This is a genomic window from Streptomyces sp. NPDC004838, from assembly GCF_053600955.1.
In genome coordinates this window covers 276,082-293,540 of the sequence record NZ_JBSGAW010000005.1, presented here as the reverse complement: position 1 = coordinate 293,540, position 17,459 = coordinate 276,082, and the positions used below count along the sequence as shown (strand labels likewise).

At 69.8% G+C, this 17,459-nt stretch carries 11 protein-coding genes and 1 pseudogene; 9 read left to right on the top strand and 3 right to left on the bottom strand.

Features of this window, described 5'->3' with window-relative positions; genetic code table 11:
* Nucleotides 1–78: 78 nt before the first annotated feature.
* Nucleotides 79–2,259, bottom strand: a complete 2,181-nt coding sequence (locus tag ACWEFL_RS08730) for a RecQ family ATP-dependent DNA helicase (RefSeq protein ID WP_451709408.1) — start codon at nt 2,257–2,259, stop codon at nt 79–81.
* Nucleotides 2,260–2,369: 110 nt separating this feature from the next.
* Between ACWEFL_RS08730 and ACWEFL_RS08725 the strand changes: the two genes are divergently transcribed.
* The 6 genes from ACWEFL_RS08725 to ACWEFL_RS08700 all read left to right on the top strand — a co-directional run bounded on the left by ACWEFL_RS08725 (nt 2,370) and on the right by ACWEFL_RS08700 (nt 10,858).
* The gene (locus ACWEFL_RS08725) at nt 2,370–3,893 is read left to right on the top strand and encodes a DUF4192 domain-containing protein (RefSeq protein WP_451709407.1); all 1,524 of its coding nucleotides are present in this window, start codon (nt 2,370–2,372) and stop codon (nt 3,891–3,893) included.
* A gap of 177 nt (nt 3,894–4,070) precedes the next feature.
* On the top strand, nt 4,071–4,838 hold the full coding sequence (locus ACWEFL_RS08720; RefSeq protein ID WP_451709405.1) for an NUDIX hydrolase: 768 nt from the start codon (nt 4,071–4,073) through the stop codon (nt 4,836–4,838).
* A 265-nt stretch (nt 4,839–5,103) separates the two neighbouring features.
* Complete coding sequence (locus ACWEFL_RS08715; protein ID WP_451709402.1) at nt 5,104–6,897, top strand: ATP-binding cassette domain-containing protein; 1,794 nt, start codon at nt 5,104–5,106, stop codon at nt 6,895–6,897.
* A gap of 231 nt (nt 6,898–7,128) precedes the next feature.
* On the top strand, nt 7,129–8,013 hold the full coding sequence (locus ACWEFL_RS08710) for a FadR/GntR family transcriptional regulator (protein ID WP_451709401.1): 885 nt from the start codon (nt 7,129–7,131) through the stop codon (nt 8,011–8,013).
* A gap of 345 nt (nt 8,014–8,358) precedes the next feature.
* Entirely contained in the window at nt 8,359–9,903 is a 1,545-nt protein-coding gene (locus ACWEFL_RS08705; RefSeq protein WP_451709398.1) for an RNA polymerase sigma factor, read from the top strand.
* A 136-nt stretch (nt 9,904–10,039) separates the two neighbouring features.
* A complete protein-coding gene (locus tag ACWEFL_RS08700; protein ID WP_451709395.1) occupies nt 10,040–10,858 on the top strand; it encodes a S1 family serine peptidase in 819 nt (272 codons plus the stop codon).
* A gap of 261 nt (nt 10,859–11,119) precedes the next feature.
* On the opposite strand, the gene ACWEFL_RS08695 is transcribed toward ACWEFL_RS08700, so the two are convergent.
* The gene (locus ACWEFL_RS08695) at nt 11,120–11,350 is read right to left on the bottom strand and encodes a DUF7455 domain-containing protein (protein WP_250918724.1); all 231 of its coding nucleotides are present in this window, start codon (nt 11,348–11,350) and stop codon (nt 11,120–11,122) included.
* 433 nt (nt 11,351–11,783) lie between these two features.
* On the opposite strand from ACWEFL_RS08695, the gene ACWEFL_RS08690 reads away from it, so the two are divergent.
* The 3 genes and pseudogenes from ACWEFL_RS08690 to ACWEFL_RS08680 all read left to right on the top strand — a co-directional run bounded on the left by ACWEFL_RS08690 (nt 11,784) and on the right by ACWEFL_RS08680 (nt 16,542).
* A complete protein-coding gene (locus ACWEFL_RS08690; protein ID WP_451709392.1) occupies nt 11,784–13,901 on the top strand; it encodes a DNA gyrase/topoisomerase IV subunit B in 2,118 nt (705 codons plus the stop codon).
* Nucleotides 13,902–14,215: 314 nt separating this feature from the next.
* Nucleotides 14,216–14,755: pseudogene (locus ACWEFL_RS08685) on the top strand (DUF485 domain-containing protein); the annotation flags it as partial.
* 194 nt (nt 14,756–14,949) lie between these two features.
* On the top strand, nt 14,950–16,542 hold the full coding sequence (locus ACWEFL_RS08680; protein ID WP_451709389.1) for a solute symporter family protein: 1,593 nt from the start codon (nt 14,950–14,952) through the stop codon (nt 16,540–16,542).
* A 208-nt stretch (nt 16,543–16,750) separates the two neighbouring features.
* Here the strand turns inward: ACWEFL_RS08680 and ACWEFL_RS08675 are convergent, their stop codons facing one another.
* The gene (locus tag ACWEFL_RS08675; protein WP_451709504.1) at nt 16,751–17,431 is read right to left on the bottom strand and encodes a response regulator; all 681 of its coding nucleotides are present in this window, start codon (nt 17,429–17,431) and stop codon (nt 16,751–16,753) included.
* Between the last annotated feature and the right edge of the window lie 28 nt (nt 17,432–17,459).

Below are 17,459 nucleotides of genomic sequence, written 5' to 3'. Positions count from 1 at the left end.
CTGGCAGGAAACGGGCGGTATGCGTCTGATATCCCTGCCCATCAACTTCACCTGTGCCCCCTTGCGTGCCCCCGGAAGTCACGCTTGAACCGCAAGGACCAGGGGGAACACGCCCTTTGCGCCGGCTCTGAGCAGCAGCCGCGATGCGACCGCCAAGGTCCAACCGCTGTCCGAAAGATCGTCGACAAGTAGTACAGGTCCCTCGGTGGCCGTGAGGACCTCGGCGAGACCGGCCGAAACCGTGAACGCCTCGTGCAGCGCCCGCACCCGCTGGGCGCTGTTGGTGCGCGAGATCCGCGCGTCCGGCCCGTCAGGGGCGTACTCCACCGTACCCAGCAGGGGCATCCGGCCGACCTCGGCGATCCGGGTGCCGAGCGAACCCACCAGCTGGGGCCGTCCCCGGGAGGCCAAGGTGACCACACCGACCGGACGGACCGGCGCGCCCGGCTCCCCTGAGGCCCAGCCGCCGGGGCCCTTCGCCCAGTCGGAGAGCACGGTCACCACCGCGCCCACCACATCGTCCGGCACCGGGCGATCGGCCGCCTGAGCCGCCAGTAGCGGTCGCAGCCGATTGCCCCAGCCGATGTCGGAGAGCCGCCCCAGTGCTCTCCCCGTGAACGCCTGTTCTCCCTCGGGGATGCGGCCCTTGAGAGCGACTCCGACAGCGGCCAGCCCGGTCGGCCACATTCTCCGAGGCTCCACCTCCACGCCGGGTCGGCTCAGCTCCCCGCGCGCGGCGTCCAGGGCCGCGTCGGAGACCTTGTCGCTGAACCGGCTTCCCGCGCAGTTGTCGCAGCGCCCGCACGGCTTCGCCGCGTCGTCGTCCAACTGCCTCCGCAGGAACTCCATGCGGCATTCCGTCGACCGCGCGTACTCCCTCATCGCCCGCTGCTCGGACTCCCGCTGCGAGGCGACCCAGGCATACCGCTCGGAGTCGTAGGACCAGGGGCGGCCGGTGCTGGTCCAGCCGCCTTTGACCCTGTGTACCGCGCCATCGACGTCGAGGACCTTGAGCATGGTCTCCAGACGTGTGCGCCGCAGTTCGACCAGGGGTTCGAGGGCTGGAAGGGAGAGCGGTCGTTCGGACCGGGCCAGTACGTCGAGGGTGCGCCGCACCAGCTCCTCGGGAGGAAAGGCGACCGAAGCGAAGTACTGCCAGATCGCCTCGTCCTCCTTGCCGGGCAGCAACAGCACCTCGGCGTGCTCCACGCCTCGGCCGGCGCGGCCCACCTGCTGGTAGTAGGCGATCGGGGAGGAGGGGGAGCCGAGGTGGACGACGAAGCCGAGGTCGGGCTTGTCGAAACCCATGCCCAGCGCGGAGGTGGCGACCAGGGCCTTGACCCGGTTGGCCAGGAGATCCTCTTCGGCCTGCTGCCGATCCGCGTTCTCCGTGCGTCCGGTGTAGGAGGCGACCGTGTGCCCGCACTGCCGCAGATACGCGGTGACCTCTTCGGCCGCGGCCACCGTCAGGGTGTAGATGATCCCGGAGCCCGGCAGCTCGCCCAGGTGGTCGGCCAGCCAGGCCAGCCGGGTGGCCGCGTCGGGCAGTTGGAGAACTCCCAGGCTGAGGCTCTCCCGGTCGAGTGGGCCGCGCAGGACCAGGGCGTCCGTCCCGGCGCCGGTGCCCAGCTGCACGGCGACGTCCGCGGTCACCCGGGCGTTGGCGGTCGCCGTCGTCGCCAGCACCGGAACATCGGCGGGCAACTCGGCCAGCATGGTACGCAGGCGGCGGTAGTCGGGCCGGAAGTCATGGCCCCAGTCGGAGATGCAGTGGGCCTCGTCCACCACCAGCAGGCCGGTGGACGCCGCCAACTCGGGCAGCACATGATCGCGGAAGTCCGGATTGTTCAGCCGCTCGGGGCTGACCAGAAGGACATCCACCTCGCCCGCGTTCACCTCGGCCTGGACCGTGTCCCACTCCTCCGTATTGGACGAATTGATTGTCCGGGCCCGGATCCCGGCACGGGCGGCGGCCTCGACCTGATTGCGCATCAGCGCGAGGAGGGGGGAGACGATCACGGTCGGGCCACTGCCCTGCCGCCGGAGCAGCGAGGTCGCGACGAAGTACACGGCGGACTTGCCCCAGCCGGTCCGCTGCACGACCAGCGCCCGGCGCTTGTCGGCGACGAGCGCCTCGATCGCCCGCCACTGGTCCTCCCGCAGCCGGGCCGTGCCCGTACCGTCCGAGACGAGGCGCGCGAGCACGGCGTCCGCCGAAGCCCTGAGGTCCGCGGAGTCCGCGGGGTCTGCGTTGGTCATGACCCCATGCAACCCGATCGGACCGACAGAGCGCGAACGGGACCGCAAGCCTGTGGATAAGTTATCCACAGGCTTGCACGGAGTCGGGACGGTTGCGGGACCGTCATGCCATGAACAAGCACCAGGAACCGACCGACCGTCCCGACGAACCGCAGATCACCCTGCGCGGCCCCGCCGAACTGGCGGACGCGCTCCCGTACATGCTGGGCTATCGCCCCACCGATTCCGTCGTGATGGTCGCGCTGCACGGCAGCAGCGGCCGATTCGGCGGGCGGGTGAGGGTGGGTATTCCGTGTTCGCCGAGTGAATGGCCGCCCGCGGCCCGTCAACTGGCCGAATGCCTGATCGAAGGAAGCGAGCGGCGCGGCTCGCGCCCTGACGGCATCGTGCTCTTTCTCTGCCAGGACCCGGCCGAAGGCGAGTCGAGCCACAGCGTGATGGAGCGGCTGCGCCCTCTCGCACAGCGCCTGCGGACCGCTTGCGGCGCGCTCGACGTGCCCGTGTACGAGGCACTGTGCCTCTCCGGCGGCCGGTTCTGGTCCTACTGCTGTCCGGACGAGCGGTGCTGTCCGCCGGAAGGGAACACGCTGGTCCCCTCCGGTACGTCCGTGATGGCGGCGGCGGCCGCCTACGCAGGGATCCAAGTGCGCGGATCCCTGAAGGAAATGGAGGCACGGCTCGAACCCTGGACGACATCGGCGGCGCACGCTCAGGAGAAGGCGCTCGACAGCGTGGCCGCGTCTCTCGTGCCCAGGGTTCTGGAGGGGGAGGGACGGAAAGAGGTCGCCGATGAGACCGTCGGCCTCGCCCGCGGACTCATGCGCCGCCTGGCCGGTGCGCCCGGTGACCGGAGCCCTGCCGGGGCCGACCTGGCGGACGACCGGCTCATCACCGATGACGAGGCGGCCGCCTTGATTCTCGGGCTGCAGGACCGTGAGACCAGGGACCGGGCGGCGGAGTGGATGGAGGGGCCGGACGCCGAGTCCGCACTGCGGCTGTGGCGGGCGATGGCACGCCGCTGCGTCCGGTCCTTCGAGGAGTACGCCGCCGCGCCGCTCACCCTCGCGGGCTGGGTCGCCTGGTCGACCGGCGACGAGCCGGCCGCGAGGGCAGCACTCGGATTCGCCCTGCGCAGGGATCCCGAATACGTCTTCGCGCGCCTGCTCCACCAGGCATGCAACGAGAACCTCGATCCGGAGAGCGTGCGCAGGTGCCTCCGCGGCCAGCGGGAATCGCGGGAAAGGGCACAGGAGCCGGAGCGGGAGACGGCCCGGACGGAGGCGACGGCTCGCAGTGAGGGGACAGCCCCGACGACGGAGCCGGTGGGAACCGGCGGAATCCCTTGTGTGGAGGAGCCCGCACGGTTCCGAGGAGCGTGGAACCCCTCCGAGGGCCCCGGAGCCCCCGGAGGCGAGGAGGCCACAACCATCCGGCGGATCTCGAAGAGCGCCGAGGCCGCAGGTCACCGGGGGTCCTCGGGTCCGCGGCAGGTCCGCCCGCCTGCCGGCCGGAAGCCGCTCAGGCGTGCCGGGACGCGGCCCGGCACGCCTGCGGGCGGCCGAGTCCGGGCGACTGAGGAGAGGAGGCGCAGCGGCCGGCGGGATACCGCTCGGGATACTCCGGGCGAGGAGTGACGCCCATGGCCGTGAGGCCGACCAGCCGGCGGCCCGGTTCTGCGCGAGGGAGTGGATTCCCATGTCAGGGCCCGGTCGGCACGGGACGCGGGAGACCAGCGGGGGAGGAGGAAGAAAGACGGAGCACCAGCGGCGAATGGCCTGTTTATCGTCAGGCAGACGACTATGATCGCGGGCATGTCTCCCTACGACCCGTCGGCCTTTCCCCCCTTCGCTGTGACCGTCGACCTGGTCGTGCTCACCGTGCGCCGTCACGCGCTCTGTGCGCTGGTCGTCCGTCGCGGAGAGTCGCCGTTTCAGGGCAGGTGGGCGCTGCCCGGCGGCTTCGTCAGGGCGGACGAGGATCTGGCGGCCGCGGCTGGGCGGGAGCTCGAGGAGGAGACAGGGCTCTGCGCCCACGATCCCGCTTCCTCCGCACCCGGCAGCGGAGGAGCCCACCTCGAACAGCTCGCCACCTATGGCGACCCCGACCGGGATCCCCGGATGAGGGTCGTCAGCGTCGCCCATCTGGTGCTGGCCCCCGACCTTCCGGCCCCACGGGCCGGCGGTGACGCCAACAGTGCGCGGTGGGCGTCCGTCGAGGATCTGCTCGGACGGGAAGGAGGGATCGGCCGGGAGGGCGAACAGTCCGCGCCGCTCGCCTTCGACCATGCGCGGATCCTGGCGGACGGGGTGGAGCGGGCCCGCTCCAAGATCGAGTATTCGTCGCTGGCCACCGCGTTCTGCCCGCCGGAGTTCACGGTCGGCGAGCTGCGAAGGGTGTACGAGGCCGTCTGGGCGGTGGCTCTGGACCCGAGGAACTTCCACCGGAAGGTGACCGGCACGCCAGGGTTCCTGGTTCCCGCGGGCGGGACGACCACCCGTCAGGGAGGCCGCCCCGCACAGCTCTTCCGCGCGGGCGGAGCCACCCTGCTCAATCCGCCGATGCTGCGTCCCGAGGTCTGAAACACCGCCCGACACATCCCGCGGACGGCAGGGACCCGCCGCAGGACGGGAGGGCCGGCTGGAGCCGGGAGGGCACCGGGCCGCCACCGCGCGACGGTCCGCCACCGCGCGACGGTCCACCGGTGAAGGGACACGAGCCACGGACGGACCGGGGCTGACACCCCTCCCGGCCCATTACGCCAAAAGTCCTAAATGTCACGTTATCTTGCTGCGGTAGCCGCCTACCGCCGAGCGGTCTCCTGTCCGCCCTTCCGCGAGAGAAGCGATGCTCCAGGCCATCGGACTGACCAGCACCCCCCGGAGAGACCGCCCGCCCGCCGTCGGCGGTCTCTCCTTCGAAGCCCGCCACGGCCAGGTCACGGTCCTTCTCGGTGCCTCCGGATCGGGCAAGTCCACCGCGCTGCGCCTGATACTGGATCTCGAATCCGGCCGGGGCGCCACCTACTTCCGGGGGAACCGTCTCCACAGGATCGCCCACCCCGTCCGGGAGGTGGGGGTGCTCCTCGGAGACGTACCGGGCCATCCCGCTCGCACGGCCCGCGGTCAGCTCCGCATGCTCTGCGCCGCGGCGGGGGTACCGGTGGGCAGGGCGGACGAGTTGCTCGAAGCCGTCGGCCTGGCGGGCCTCGGTGACGAGCGCCTCGGCGCGCTCTCGCTCGGCATGGACCGCAGGCTCGGCTTCGCGTCCGCACTGCTGGGCGATCCTCAGACGCTCATCCTCGACGAGCCGTTCAAGGGTCTCCCGCCCGACGAACACGCCTGGCTGTACGGGCTGCTGCGCGCTCACGCCGACCGTGGCGGAACGGTTCTCTGCACCATGAGCGATCCCAGGGAAGCCGTCCGCACCGCGGACCGGGTGGTCACGATCGACGCCGGCCTCCTGGTCGCCGACCAGGAGGTAGCCGAGTTCTCCCGTACACGGCTGCGTCCCCGTGTCGTCGTCCGCACCCCGCATGCCGTCCGTCTCGCCGATCTCGTACACCGGGAATCGCGCGCCGCGCAGCGGTCGGTGGAAGTGGTCAGAGAGAACGGCGGCCTGATCGCGGTGTACGGCAGCACCTGTGCCGAAGTCGGCGAAACCGCCTTCCGGCACGGCGTACTCCTCCACCGGCTCACCGACGAAAGCGGAGACGCGGCTCCCACCCCGCCGACTGCCGAAACGCCCGCCGCGGACGGCGGCGTCCAATCCCTGCGGAACCCCGGAAACAGCCCCTTCCGCAACGCCGGAGCTCGCCCCTCGGGGACGGCGCCCGCCGCTCCCCTTCGCACCCCCCGGCCGGTCGCCGGCCCGCTCAGGCCGCTCCGGTACGAGTGGCGCCGGCTCGTCGGAGTCCGTACCGGCGCGACGGTTGTCGCCGCCGTACTCCTCACGTCCCTCGTCCTCTGTCTGCTGCTCGCCCGTTCCCGTGGCACCCCGGTGCCGGTCGCCCTCGCCGCCTGGCCGGAATTCCTCCCACTGCCCCCCGCCGCTTTCGGGGCCGGGCTGATCGGGGCGCTCTCCTTCGGGGAGGAGTACCGCTATCCCGCGCTCGCCGCCGCGCGCGGCACCGTGCCCCGCCGCCTCGCACTTCTTCTCGCCAAACTCGCGGTGACGGGGGCGGTCGCGGTGCTGATCGCCCTGGCCGTCGCCGTGGTCGACGTCCAGGCTCTTCGCGTCGTCTACGGAAGCGACATGACGGCCCTGCCGGGAAACTGGCCCGCGCTCGTCGCCGGTTGGAGCGCTCTCTCCGTCTGCTGTGCGTGGGCGGGGCTGCTCGCCGCCGGAACCTTCCGGGTCACGGCGGCCGGCGTGGCCGCGGTTCTCGCGGTACCGGTCGTCGTCGCGCCTCTCGTGCAGAAGGCGTTCATCGTTCCATCGGTGCGGTCCATCGCCGGACTCCCCGCCAGGCTCCGTGAACTCACCTGGGTGCGACTGCCGCGCCAGGCGGACGACTGGGTGACGGCCGGATCACACATGCTCGCCCGACCCGTCGGCGTCGCTTTCCTTTTGTCGCTGTCGGTTCTGGTCTGCGCGTATGTGTTCACCGGGCTTCGCCGCAGTGCGCGTTGGCGACCGTGATCGATCGAGTTCGGTGATCCCGCGGCAGTTCGGCGACGGGCCGTCGAGACTGTGGCGACGCTCCGTCGGTGGTTCGGCGGGCGCCCGTCCGCTGAGGCGCCTGCAACTACGTGGAAGATGCCCGTTTCTATACGATAAGTCGTCAATTGTGGGGGAAGCGCCGATCACCCTTTCGTGTGCTTTTCACCAAAGACCTCAAGAGTTGGGGGAGTCGAGCCGACAAAGGATGACGTGAGTACCCTTGCGCAGACCATGATGACCGCCCGCCCCGCAGACTCCGGCCTCGCCGGTCCGGGCGAACTCGACCGATACCCCTACGCGGACGCGCCCGTTGCCGACCGTGTCGGCCCTCCCGCCTGGGACAGCGCCGACGCGGAGCTGGGCCGGGTCGGCCGCCGCGCGGCAGGAAGCCGGGGCCGCGGGCTGCACGGCCAACTCGTCCAGCAGCTGGGTCAGATGATCGTTTCGGGAGATCTGGGCGCCGACCGTCCGCTGGTTCCCGAGGAGATCGGCCAGCGTTTCGAGGTTTCCCGTACCGTCGTACGCGAGTCGCTGCGCGTCCTCGAAGCCAAGGGCCTGGTCAGCGCCCGGCCCAATGTCGGCACCCGTGTGCGTCCGGTCAGCGACTGGAATCTGCTCGACCCCGACATCATCGAGTGGCGTGCCTTCGGTCCGCAGCGCGAAGATCAGCGGCGGGAGCTGTCCGAGCTGCGCTGGACCATCGAGCCCCTCGCCGCCCGGCTCGCCGCGGGGCACGGCCGTGAGGACGTCCAGCAGCGGCTCACGGACATGGTCGAGATCATGGGTCATGCGCTTACTCAGGGTGACGGGATCACTTTCTCCCGGGCCGACACCGAGTTCCATGCCCTGCTCATTCAGCTCGCCGGCAACCGCATGCTGGAGCATCTCTCGGGGATCGTCTCCGCGGCCCTTCAGGTCTCCGGCGGACCGGTCACCGGCTGTGACCGTCCGAATGAGGTATCGCTGGCCCACCACGCTCGGATCGTCGAAGCGCTCGCCGCAGGCGACGCGCACGCCGCCGAGTCGGCCATGCGCCAACTGCTGACCGTCCACCCAGAGGTGGAGCGCGTCGTTCCCGCGCCGCGCGAGCACTGACCGCCCGGCCACGGCGACCGGACGTGCGGAGGCGGACACCCATCGTGCCGCCGGACTCCCGTGGAGTCCGGCGGCACGATTGTGCGTCGAACACCCGATCCGGACGGTTCGTCGTGAATGTCGTGTGACTCGGGCCACGCGGATTGGGCGTAACACTCGTCGAAACAGCGCGATGACCTAAGAGGTGACCGCCTAGGAGGGAATACAGCAGCCGTTCACGGCGCTGTGCAGTTCCGAGGTTGGTTCCGACCGCGCCACCGGCACATCCGCAGCCCGGTGGTCGTCGGCTCCGGCCCGATCATGGGTGGAGCCGGAAGCCGTTCCCATCGTTCCGAGAGGTTGTTCGTGTCGGCCAGCACATCCCGTACGCTCCCGCCGGAGATCGCCGAGTCCGAGTCTGTGATGGCGCTCATCGAGCGGGGGAAGGCTGATGGGCAGATCGCCGGCGATGACGTGCGTCGGGCCTTCGAGGCTGACCAGATTCCGCAAACCCAGTGGAAGAATGTTCTGCGCAGCCTCAACCAGATCCTCGAGGAAGAGGGTGTGACGCTGATGGTCAGTGCCGCGGAGTCACCGAAACGCTCCCGCAAGAGCGTCGCTGCGAAGAGCCCGGCGAAGCGCACCGCCACCAAGACCGTCCCGGCCAAGACCGTCGCCGCCACCGCGGTGCCGACGGCCGAGACCGTCGACGTACCAGCCGGCGAAGAGGGCGCGGCGACCGTGCCCGCCAAGAAGGCCGCCGCCAAGAAGACGGTGGCCAAGAAGACGGTGGCGAAGAAGGCCGCCGCCAAGAAGACCGTGGCCAAGAAGACCACGGGCAAGAAGGACTCCGACGAGTCCGCCGACGGCGACGAGCTCATGGACGACGTCCAGCCCGGTGGCAAGGGCGACGACGAAGAGGCCGAGGGCGAGAGCAAGGGATTCGTCCTGTCGGACGACGACGAGGACGACGCGCCCGCCCAGCAGGTCGCGGTCGCCGGCGCCACGGCCGACCCGGTCAAGGACTACCTCAAGCAGATCGGAAAGGTCCCCCTCCTCAACGCCGAGCAGGAGGTGGAGCTGGCCAAGCGCATCGAGGCCGGGCTGTTCGCCGAGGACAAGCTGGCGAACTCCGACAAGCTGGCGCCGAAGCTCAAGCGCGAGCTGGAGATCATCGCCGAGGACGGACGCCGGGCCAAGAACCATCTGCTGGAGGCCAACCTCCGTCTCGTGGTCTCGCTGGCCAAGCGCTACACCGGCCGTGGCATGCTCTTCCTGGACCTGATCCAGGAGGGAAACCTCGGCCTGATCCGTGCCGTCGAGAAGTTCGACTACACCAAGGGCTACAAGTTCTCCACGTACGCCACCTGGTGGATCCGCCAGGCGATCACCCGCGCCATGGCCGACCAGGCCCGCACCATCCGTATCCCGGTGCACATGGTCGAGGTCATCAACAAGCTCGCGCGCGTGCAGCGCCAGATGCTCCAGGACCTGGGCCGGGAGCCCACCCCGGAGGAGCTGGCCAAGGAGCTGGACATGACCCCGGAGAAGGTCATCGAGGTCCAGAAGTACGGCCGCGAGCCGATCTCCCTGCACACCCCGCTGGGCGAGGACGGCGACAGCGAGTTCGGCGACCTGATCGAGGACTCCGAGGCCGTCGTGCCCGCCGACGCGGTCAGCTTCACGCTCCTCCAGGAGCAGCTCCACTCGGTGCTCGACACCCTGTCCGAGCGTGAGGCGGGCGTCGTCTCCATGCGGTTCGGTCTCACCGACGGTCAGCCGAAGACGCTGGACGAGATCGGCAAGGTCTACGGGGTGACGCGTGAGCGCATCCGCCAGATCGAGTCGAAGACGATGTCGAAGCTGCGCCACCCGTCGCGTTCCCAGGTTCTCCGCGACTACCTGGACTGATCGGCGGTCAGCCCCGGATACGGAGATGGGTCCGGTTCCCTCGCGGAACCGGACCCATCTCCGTATCCGGGGGTGCGAGTGACGGCTTGCTGTCCGACGCTGAGTGGACTCCATTCACGTAGAGTCAGGAGACCGAATGCGCCGTCCCCTCACCCGAGCCCTGACCGGGGCGCTGGCCCTGGTCGCCGCAGGGGCCGTGGCACCGCTGGCCTCGCCCGTGCCGGCCGCCGCCGACAGTGTCGTCGTGGGCGGCTTTCCGGTACGTGTCGCCGAGACGCCATGGGTCGTCGCGCTCTCCAGCCGTGACCGGTTCGGAGGAACGCGGGCAGGCCAGTTCTGCGGCGGTGTGGTGGTCGCGCCCACGAAGGTGATGACCGCCGCGCACTGTCTGAGCCGGGCCGTGCTCGGTCAGGAGGTGAACGAGGTCCGTGATCTGCGGGTCATCGCCGGACGGACCGAGCTGGCGACCGGGGAGGGCCGTGAGATCGCCATCACCGACAGCTGGGTGGCGCCCGCGTACGACCCGGCCACGAACAGCTCGGACATGGCGGTGCTGACCCTGGCCGAGGCCCTGCCCGCCTCCTCGGTGATCGCGGCGGCCGGCGCCGGGGACCCCGCGTACGAACCGGGCACGAGCGCCACCGTGTACGGCTGGGGCGACACGACGGGCGACGGCAGCTACGCTTCGGCGCTCCGCGCTGCCGAGGTGACCGTACTGCCCGACCAGAACTGCCAGACGGCCTATCCAGGCAGCCTGGGCGGCCGCTACACGGCCTCGGTGATGCTCTGTGCCGGAGACCCGCGGGGAGGGCGTGACGCCTGCCAGGGCGACAGCGGAGGGCCGCTCGTGGCCCAGGGAAAGCTGATCGGTCTGGTCTCGTGGGGCAGCGGCTGCGGACGGGCGGACAGCCCGGGCGTCTACACGCGGGTGTCGGGGGTGCCGTCTCCCCAGTGACCTGAGCCGGAGCGGTTCCGGGGCCGGGCGTCCGGTCGGTCCCGGAACCGCCTTCACGACGGATGGGGCCGGGCCCGGCTCCCGCGAGGTCCGGGGCGCTGCTCGGGGAGCGGCGGCGCGGGCTCGCGGGCGGCGATGTGGACGACCGTGACGCCTGTGTCACGGTCGGCGACGAGAGTGGGCGGCCACCTCTGATGGATCAGGGGTGCCGCCCGTCGGCCGGTCTTTGGGCCGGCCTTGGCTCGTCGTGGATGCGAGGTGTCAGTGATCCTCTTCTCCGGCACCGGCCGGAACGGCCGTGAGTCGGTCGGTCTCATCCTGTATTTCCGCGGCGATCTTCTTGAGTTCCGGCTCGAACTTGCGTCCGTGGTGGGCGCAGAAGAGCAGTTCACCGCCGCTGGTCAGGACGACGCGCAGGTACGCCTGGGCGCCGCAGCGGTCGCAGCGGTCAGCGGCCGTCAACGGGCTCGCGGGGGTCAGAACAGTAGTCACGTCGCCTCTTCTCTAGCTCGACGAGCTGTCGTACCAGGGTCAACATCCAACCAGCCCGAAAACGTTCCCGCTCGGGGCTTTTCCTCGAAACTTCTTCTCAAGGCGGCCGTCTGCTACCAGGTGGCGGCGAATGAGCCGTATTGCTTCGCTTTACGGATTTCGCGTGGTTTGTCTTGTTTCGCCCTCCCGGCCGGGTTGCCGGTTGTTGATGAGGACGTGCCCGGAGCCTAAATGGTTCATGCCTCGAATGGAACGTGATGTTCGCGTCACCCCATCGGGGGATCGAACACTCATGCGATGCTGGACTAGCATGAGGAATCACGAGGGTGGTGTTACATCGGCTCTATCAGGGCTCGGTACCCTCTGACCGGCGACCGACGCCGGGCCTATTCCCCTCTGGGCCACATTTGAAATTCAGCGAGGAGCGAACCGCGTGACCGCCGAATCGTCCGTGCCTTCCACAGCGTTGCTGACTGCGGAGCGTGACGGCTCCAACTACACAGCGCGGCATCTGCTCGTCCTCGAAGGTCTCGAAGCGGTCCGCAAGCGTCCCGGCATGTACATCGGATCGACCGACAGCCGCGGTCTGATGCACTGTCTCTGGGAGATCATCGACAACTCGGTGGACGAGGCCCTCGGCGGCTACTGCGACCACATCGAGGTGATCCTGCACGACGACAGCTCCGTCGAGGTGCGCGACAACGGCCGGGGCATCCCGGTCGACGTGGAGCCCAAGACCGGCCTCTCCGGCATCGAGGTCGTGATGACCAAGCTCCACGCCGGAGGAAAGTTCGGCGGCGGCTCCTACGCGGCCTCCGGCGGTCTGCACGGTGTCGGCGCCTCCGTGGTGAACGCGCTCTCCGCGCGCCTCGACGTCGAGGTCGACCGGAACAGCGCCACCCACTCGATCAGTTTCCGCCGCGGAGTGCCCGGCATCTTCACCGAGCAGGGACCCGACGCCCCCTTCGACCCGACGAACGGGCTGCTGAAGGGCAAGCGCGTCCCCAAGACCCGCACCGGCACCCGGGTGCGGTACTGGGCCGACCGCCAGATCTTCCTCAAGGACGCCAAGCTCTCACTGGAGACGCTGCACCAGCGCGCCCGCCAGACCGCCTTCCTCGTGCCCGGACTGACCATCGTGGTGCGCGACGAGCGGGATCTGGAGGGCGAGGGCAAGAGCCAGGAGATCTTCCGCTTCGACGGCGGAATCAGCGAGTTCTGCGAGTACCTGGCCAAGGACAAGGCCGTGTGCGACGTGCTGCGGCTCAGCGGACAGGGCACCTTCAAGGAGACCGTTCCCGTCCTCGACGACCGCGGCCATATGACCCCCACCGAGGTCACCCGTGAGCTGGCCGTCGACATCGCCATGCGCTGGGGCACGGGCTACGACACCACGCTCAAGTCCTTTGTGAACATCATCGCCACTCCCAAGGGCGGCACCCACGTCACCGGATTCGAGCGCTCGGTCACCAAGACGATGAACGAGGTGCTCCGCTCCGCCAAGCTGCTGCGCGTCGCCGAGGACGACATCGTCAAGGACGACGCCCTGGAGGGCCTCACCGCGGTCGTCACGGTCCGGCTGGCCGAGCCCCAGTTCGAGGGCCAGACCAAGGAAGTACTGGGCACCTCGGCCGCCAACAGGATCGTGGCCAATGTGGTGGCCAGGGAGCTGAAGGCGTTCCTGACCTCCACCAAGCGGGACGCCAAGGCGCAGACCCGTGCCGTGCTGGAGAAGGCCGTCGCCGCCGCCCGCACCCGTATCGCCGCACGTCAGCACAAGGAGGCGCAGCGCCGCAAGACGGCACTGGAATCCTCCTCGCTGCCCGCCAAGCTCGCCGACTGCCGCAGCGACGACGTGGAGCGCAGTGAACTGTTCATCGTCGAGGGCGACTCGGCGCTCGGCACCGCCAAGCTCGCACGGAACAGCGAGTTCCAGGCGCTGCTGCCGATCCGCGGCAAGATCCTCAACGTTCAGAAGTCATCCGTGTCGGACATGCTGAAGAACGCCGAATGCGGGGCGATCATCCAGGTCATAGGGGCCGGATCGGGCCGTACCTTCGACCTCGACGCCGCCCGCTACGGCAAGATCGTCCTGCTGGTCGACGCCGATGTCGACGGCGCCCACATCCGCTGTCTGCTGCTGACCCTGTTCCAGCGCTATATGCGCCCGATGGTGGAGGCGGGCCGGGTCTTCGCAGCGGTTCCGCCCCTGCACCGGATCGAGCTCGTCCAGCCCAAGAAGGGCCAGGACAAGTACGTCTACACCTACTCGGACAACGAGCTGCGGCAGACGCTGCTGGAGTTCCAGCGGAAGAACGTCCGCTACAAGGACTCCATCCAGCGCTACAAGGGTCTCGGCGAGATGGACGCGGACCAGCTCGCGGAGACGACGATGGACCCGCGCCACCGGACACTGCGCCGGATCAACATCGGAGACCTCGACTCCGCCGAGCAGGTCTTCGATCTGCTGATGGGCAACGAGGTCGCGCCGCGCAAGGAGTTCATCACCAGTTCCGCGGCGACGCTGGACCGTTCACGGATCGACGCCTGACCGCGAAGGACCCGAGAGCCGGCTCCGTCCACGGGCCCACACCACCCGTGGGCGGAGCGGGCGTCTCCACCCTGCCCCGATTCCGGTCACCCGTCGTGCGGCAGAGGCTGCTCGAACAGTCTGTGCGCGAAGGCCGGACTCCGCGATCGCGCCCGGGCGGTGCGGGACGCCTACCGGGAAGGTCTCGCGCAGCCGCCTGGCAGCAGCGTCACCTGAAGGGATGAAGCCCACCGGGAGAAGAGTCCGGGATCTTCCCGCTCTGTCCATCCTTGTGCACGCGGCCGAAACGGTTCGCTGACAAGGAGAGTTGAGCGGTGGAGAAGCGGGAAGGGCAGGACGCCGCAGTGTTGCGGCTCGATGACCCCTGGTACGACGAGCCGGCCTCCGGCTGGGGCGAGCCGGACCGTACGGACGCCGGGGCCGCCGCAGCGCCCGAGCTGTCCACGGACCGAACGCCCGGGGGGCGCTCGCCGACCGGTCGGCGGTCCGCGCACACGTGGTTCATGGACGGCCGGCCGACGGACCGCACGGTCGACGGGCCCGGTGCCGCCGACATCTATCTGGAAGTGCAGCGGAGCCCGGCCTTCCAGGAAGTGCGCAGCCGGTATCGGCGATTCGTCGTTCCCGCCGGGCTGGCCTTTCTGCTCTGGTATCTGGCTTATGTCGTCGCGGCGACCACGGCACCCGCTCTGATGGCGCGGCCGGTGGCGGGTGCGGTGAACGTGGCGATGGTCGCCGGGCTGGCACAGTTCCTCACCACCTTCCTGCTGACCTGGGCCTACGCGCGCCATGCGCGGTTGCGCCGGGACAGGGCGGCACTCGACCTCCGGTGGACCGTCTTCGACCGGGCGAGGATCCACGAGCCGACGGCGACTGTGACGGCGACCGCTATGGGGACGAGCGCGAGGGCGGAAGCGGTACGGGGCACGGCACGGCGGCGCGCCGGGACCGGTGGGTTCGCGGGACCAGGGCCAGGGCCAGGGCCGGGGCCGGGAGTGGCCACGGGACCGGTCACGGCTCCGGGAGCGACCGCAGCGGAGGGCGAGCGGTGAGCGGCGATCACCAGACCCTTGCCCTGTTGCTGTTCAGCGCGTTCATCGCGGTCACCCTCGGCATCACCACCTGGGTCAGCCGCAACAGACGCGGCTCCGCGGAGGAGTTCTACGCGGGCGGGCGGCTGTTCTCCCCGATGGAGAACGGCTTCGCCATCGCGGGCGACTACATGTCCGCCGCGTCCTTCCTCGGCATCTCCGGTCTGATCGCGCTCTTCGGCTACGACGGAATGCTCTACTCCGTCGGCTTCCTGGTCGCCTGGCTGGTCGTGCTGCTGCTTGTCGCCGAACTCGTCCGCAACTGCGGCAGGTTCACGCTCGCCGATGTCGTCGCCTCGCGGATGAGAGAGCGCCCTGTCCGTATCGCGGTGGGAACTTCTTCGGTCACCGTGTCCGTTCTCTATCTGGTTGCGCAGATGGTCGGGGCCGGAAGCCTCGTCGCGCTCCTTCTCGGTGGTACGAGCGAAGCCGCCCGCTCGTGGACCGTGATCGGCGTGGGCGCACTGATGGTCGTCTATGTGTCGTTCGGGGGGATGCGAGCCACTACCTGGATCCAGATCGTCAAGGCCGTGCTGCTGATGGCGGGCACCATCACTCTCACCGTGCTCGTACTCGCCCGCTTCCACGGTGATGTGAACCAGCTGCTCAGCACGGCCGCGGAGCGCAGTGGCCACGGCAGGGACTTTCTGTCGCCCGGCCTCAAGTACGGCGGGGGCTGGACCGCACGCCTCGACTTCATCAGCCTCGGCCTGGCGCTCGTCCTCGGCACGGCCGGTCTGCCGCACATCCTGGCGCGCTTCTACACCGTGCCGACCGCGCGGGCCGCCCGTCGTTCGGTCGTCTGGGCGATCGGTCTCATCGGCGGTTTCTATCTGATGACGATCGTGCTCGGCTTCGGGGCCGCCGCCGTGGTGGGCTCCGACGAGGTCCGGGCGTCGAGCGCCGCGGGCAACACGGCTGTGCCGCTGCTCGCCCTCGACCTCGGCGGAGGGGCGGGATCGACCGGAGGCACGGTGCTGTTCGCCGTGGTCGCGGCTGTGGCGTTCGCGACGATCCTGGCCGTCGTCGCGGGCATCACGCTGGCCTCGTCCGCGTCGGTCGCCCACGATCTGTACGCCACGCTCCAGCGCCGGCGGGCCAAGCCGCGCAGTGAGGTCGCCGTCGCGCGGGTCGCGGCTGCCGGGATCGGGATCGTCGCGATCGCGCTCGGGCTGCTCGCCCGCGATCTGAACGTGGCGTTCCTGGTGGGCCTCGCCTTCGCGGTCGCCGCCTCCGCGAATCTGCCCGCCCTGCTCTTCTCGCTGTTCTGGCGGAACTTCACCACGCGCGGAGCCGTCTGGTCGGTGTACGGCGGGCTGATCCCCGCCGTACTGCTGGTCGTGGTCTCGCCGGTGGTCTCCGGCAGTCCGGAGTCGCTCTTCCCCGGTGTCGACTTCCATGTCTTCCCGCTGCAGAACCCGGGCGTGGTCTCCATCCCCCTCGGGTTCCTGGCGGGGTGGATCGGCACGGTGATGTCCAAGGAGCCGCCGGACGAGGCGAAGCACGCGGAGACGGAGGTCAGGTCCCTGACGGGTGCGGGAGCCGTGTGACCGACGGTGACCGGGAGCCTCTTGCCGGACGTCGGCCGCCACCAGTGGAGCCTCCGATGAGCGGAGGCCGGATGAGAGGCAACTCCGATGAGCGAGGGACTTCGTCGGGCGGCGGTTCCGATGGACGGCGAGTGCCGGTGCGGGCGGCGGGTTCCGGCCGGTGACGGGTGGGCCCGCACCCACCGCGTCCGGTGCGCCCGTGCGGACGTCAGGTGTTCGTAGACCAGAGGTAGCGGTGTTCCGGGCGGCCCGTCTCGCCGTACCTCAGGCTCAGCCGGACCCTGCGGGCGCGCTCCAGCAGCTTCAGACAGCGCTGCGCCGTCTGCCCGCTCACCCCCGCGCGGTCGGCGATCTCCTGGGTGGAGAGCGGACCTTCGGCCGCCAGCAGCACACGGCGTACGAGTTCGGCGGTGGTCGGCGCGTGCCCCTTCGGCAGATCCGGCTCGATCGCCCCCGCCGACAGCGCGCCGAAGAGCCGGTCCACCTCCGCCTGTTCCGCCTCACCGCCCCTGCCGAGGGTGCGACGGAGACCCGCGTACGCCTCCAGCTTGGTGCGCAGACCGGCGAAGTTGAAAGGTTTCACCAGATACTGGAGCGCGCCATGGCGCATGGCGGCCTGGACGATGGCCACATTCCGGGCCGCCGTCACCATGATCACGTCCGTCTGGTGGCCGAGCCTCCGCAGCTCGCGTACGACTCCGATACCGTTCCCGTCCGGTAGATAGTGGTCCATCAGCACCAGGTCCACCGGAGAATCGGCGATCCGGGCGAGTGCCTCGGCAGCCGAGTGGGCCTTCGCCGAGACCCGGAAGCCGGGCACCTTGGCGACGTATGCCGCGTTGATGCGCGCGACCCGGACATCGTCGTCCACGACCAGCACGTCGATCACGTCGTCCCCGTCCCGGTCGTCGTCGGCG

What these genes read in the sequence shown, in the direction of transcription:
- ACWEFL_RS08720 (WP_451709405.1), top strand. Translation starts at nt 4,071, where the DNA reads ATGTCTCCCTACGACCCGTCGGCCTTTCCCCCCTTCGCTGTGACCGTC.
- ACWEFL_RS08730 (WP_451709408.1), bottom strand. Translation starts at nt 2,259, where the DNA reads ATGACCAACGCAGACCCCGCGGACTCCGCGGACCTCAGGGCTTCGGCG.
- ACWEFL_RS08700 (WP_451709395.1), top strand. Translation starts at nt 10,040, where the DNA reads ATGCGCCGTCCCCTCACCCGAGCCCTGACCGGGGCGCTGGCCCTGGTC.
- ACWEFL_RS08715 (WP_451709402.1), top strand. Translation starts at nt 5,104, where the DNA reads ATGCTCCAGGCCATCGGACTGACCAGCACCCCCCGGAGAGACCGCCCG.
- ACWEFL_RS08725 (WP_451709407.1), top strand. Translation starts at nt 2,370, where the DNA reads ATGAACAAGCACCAGGAACCGACCGACCGTCCCGACGAACCGCAGATC.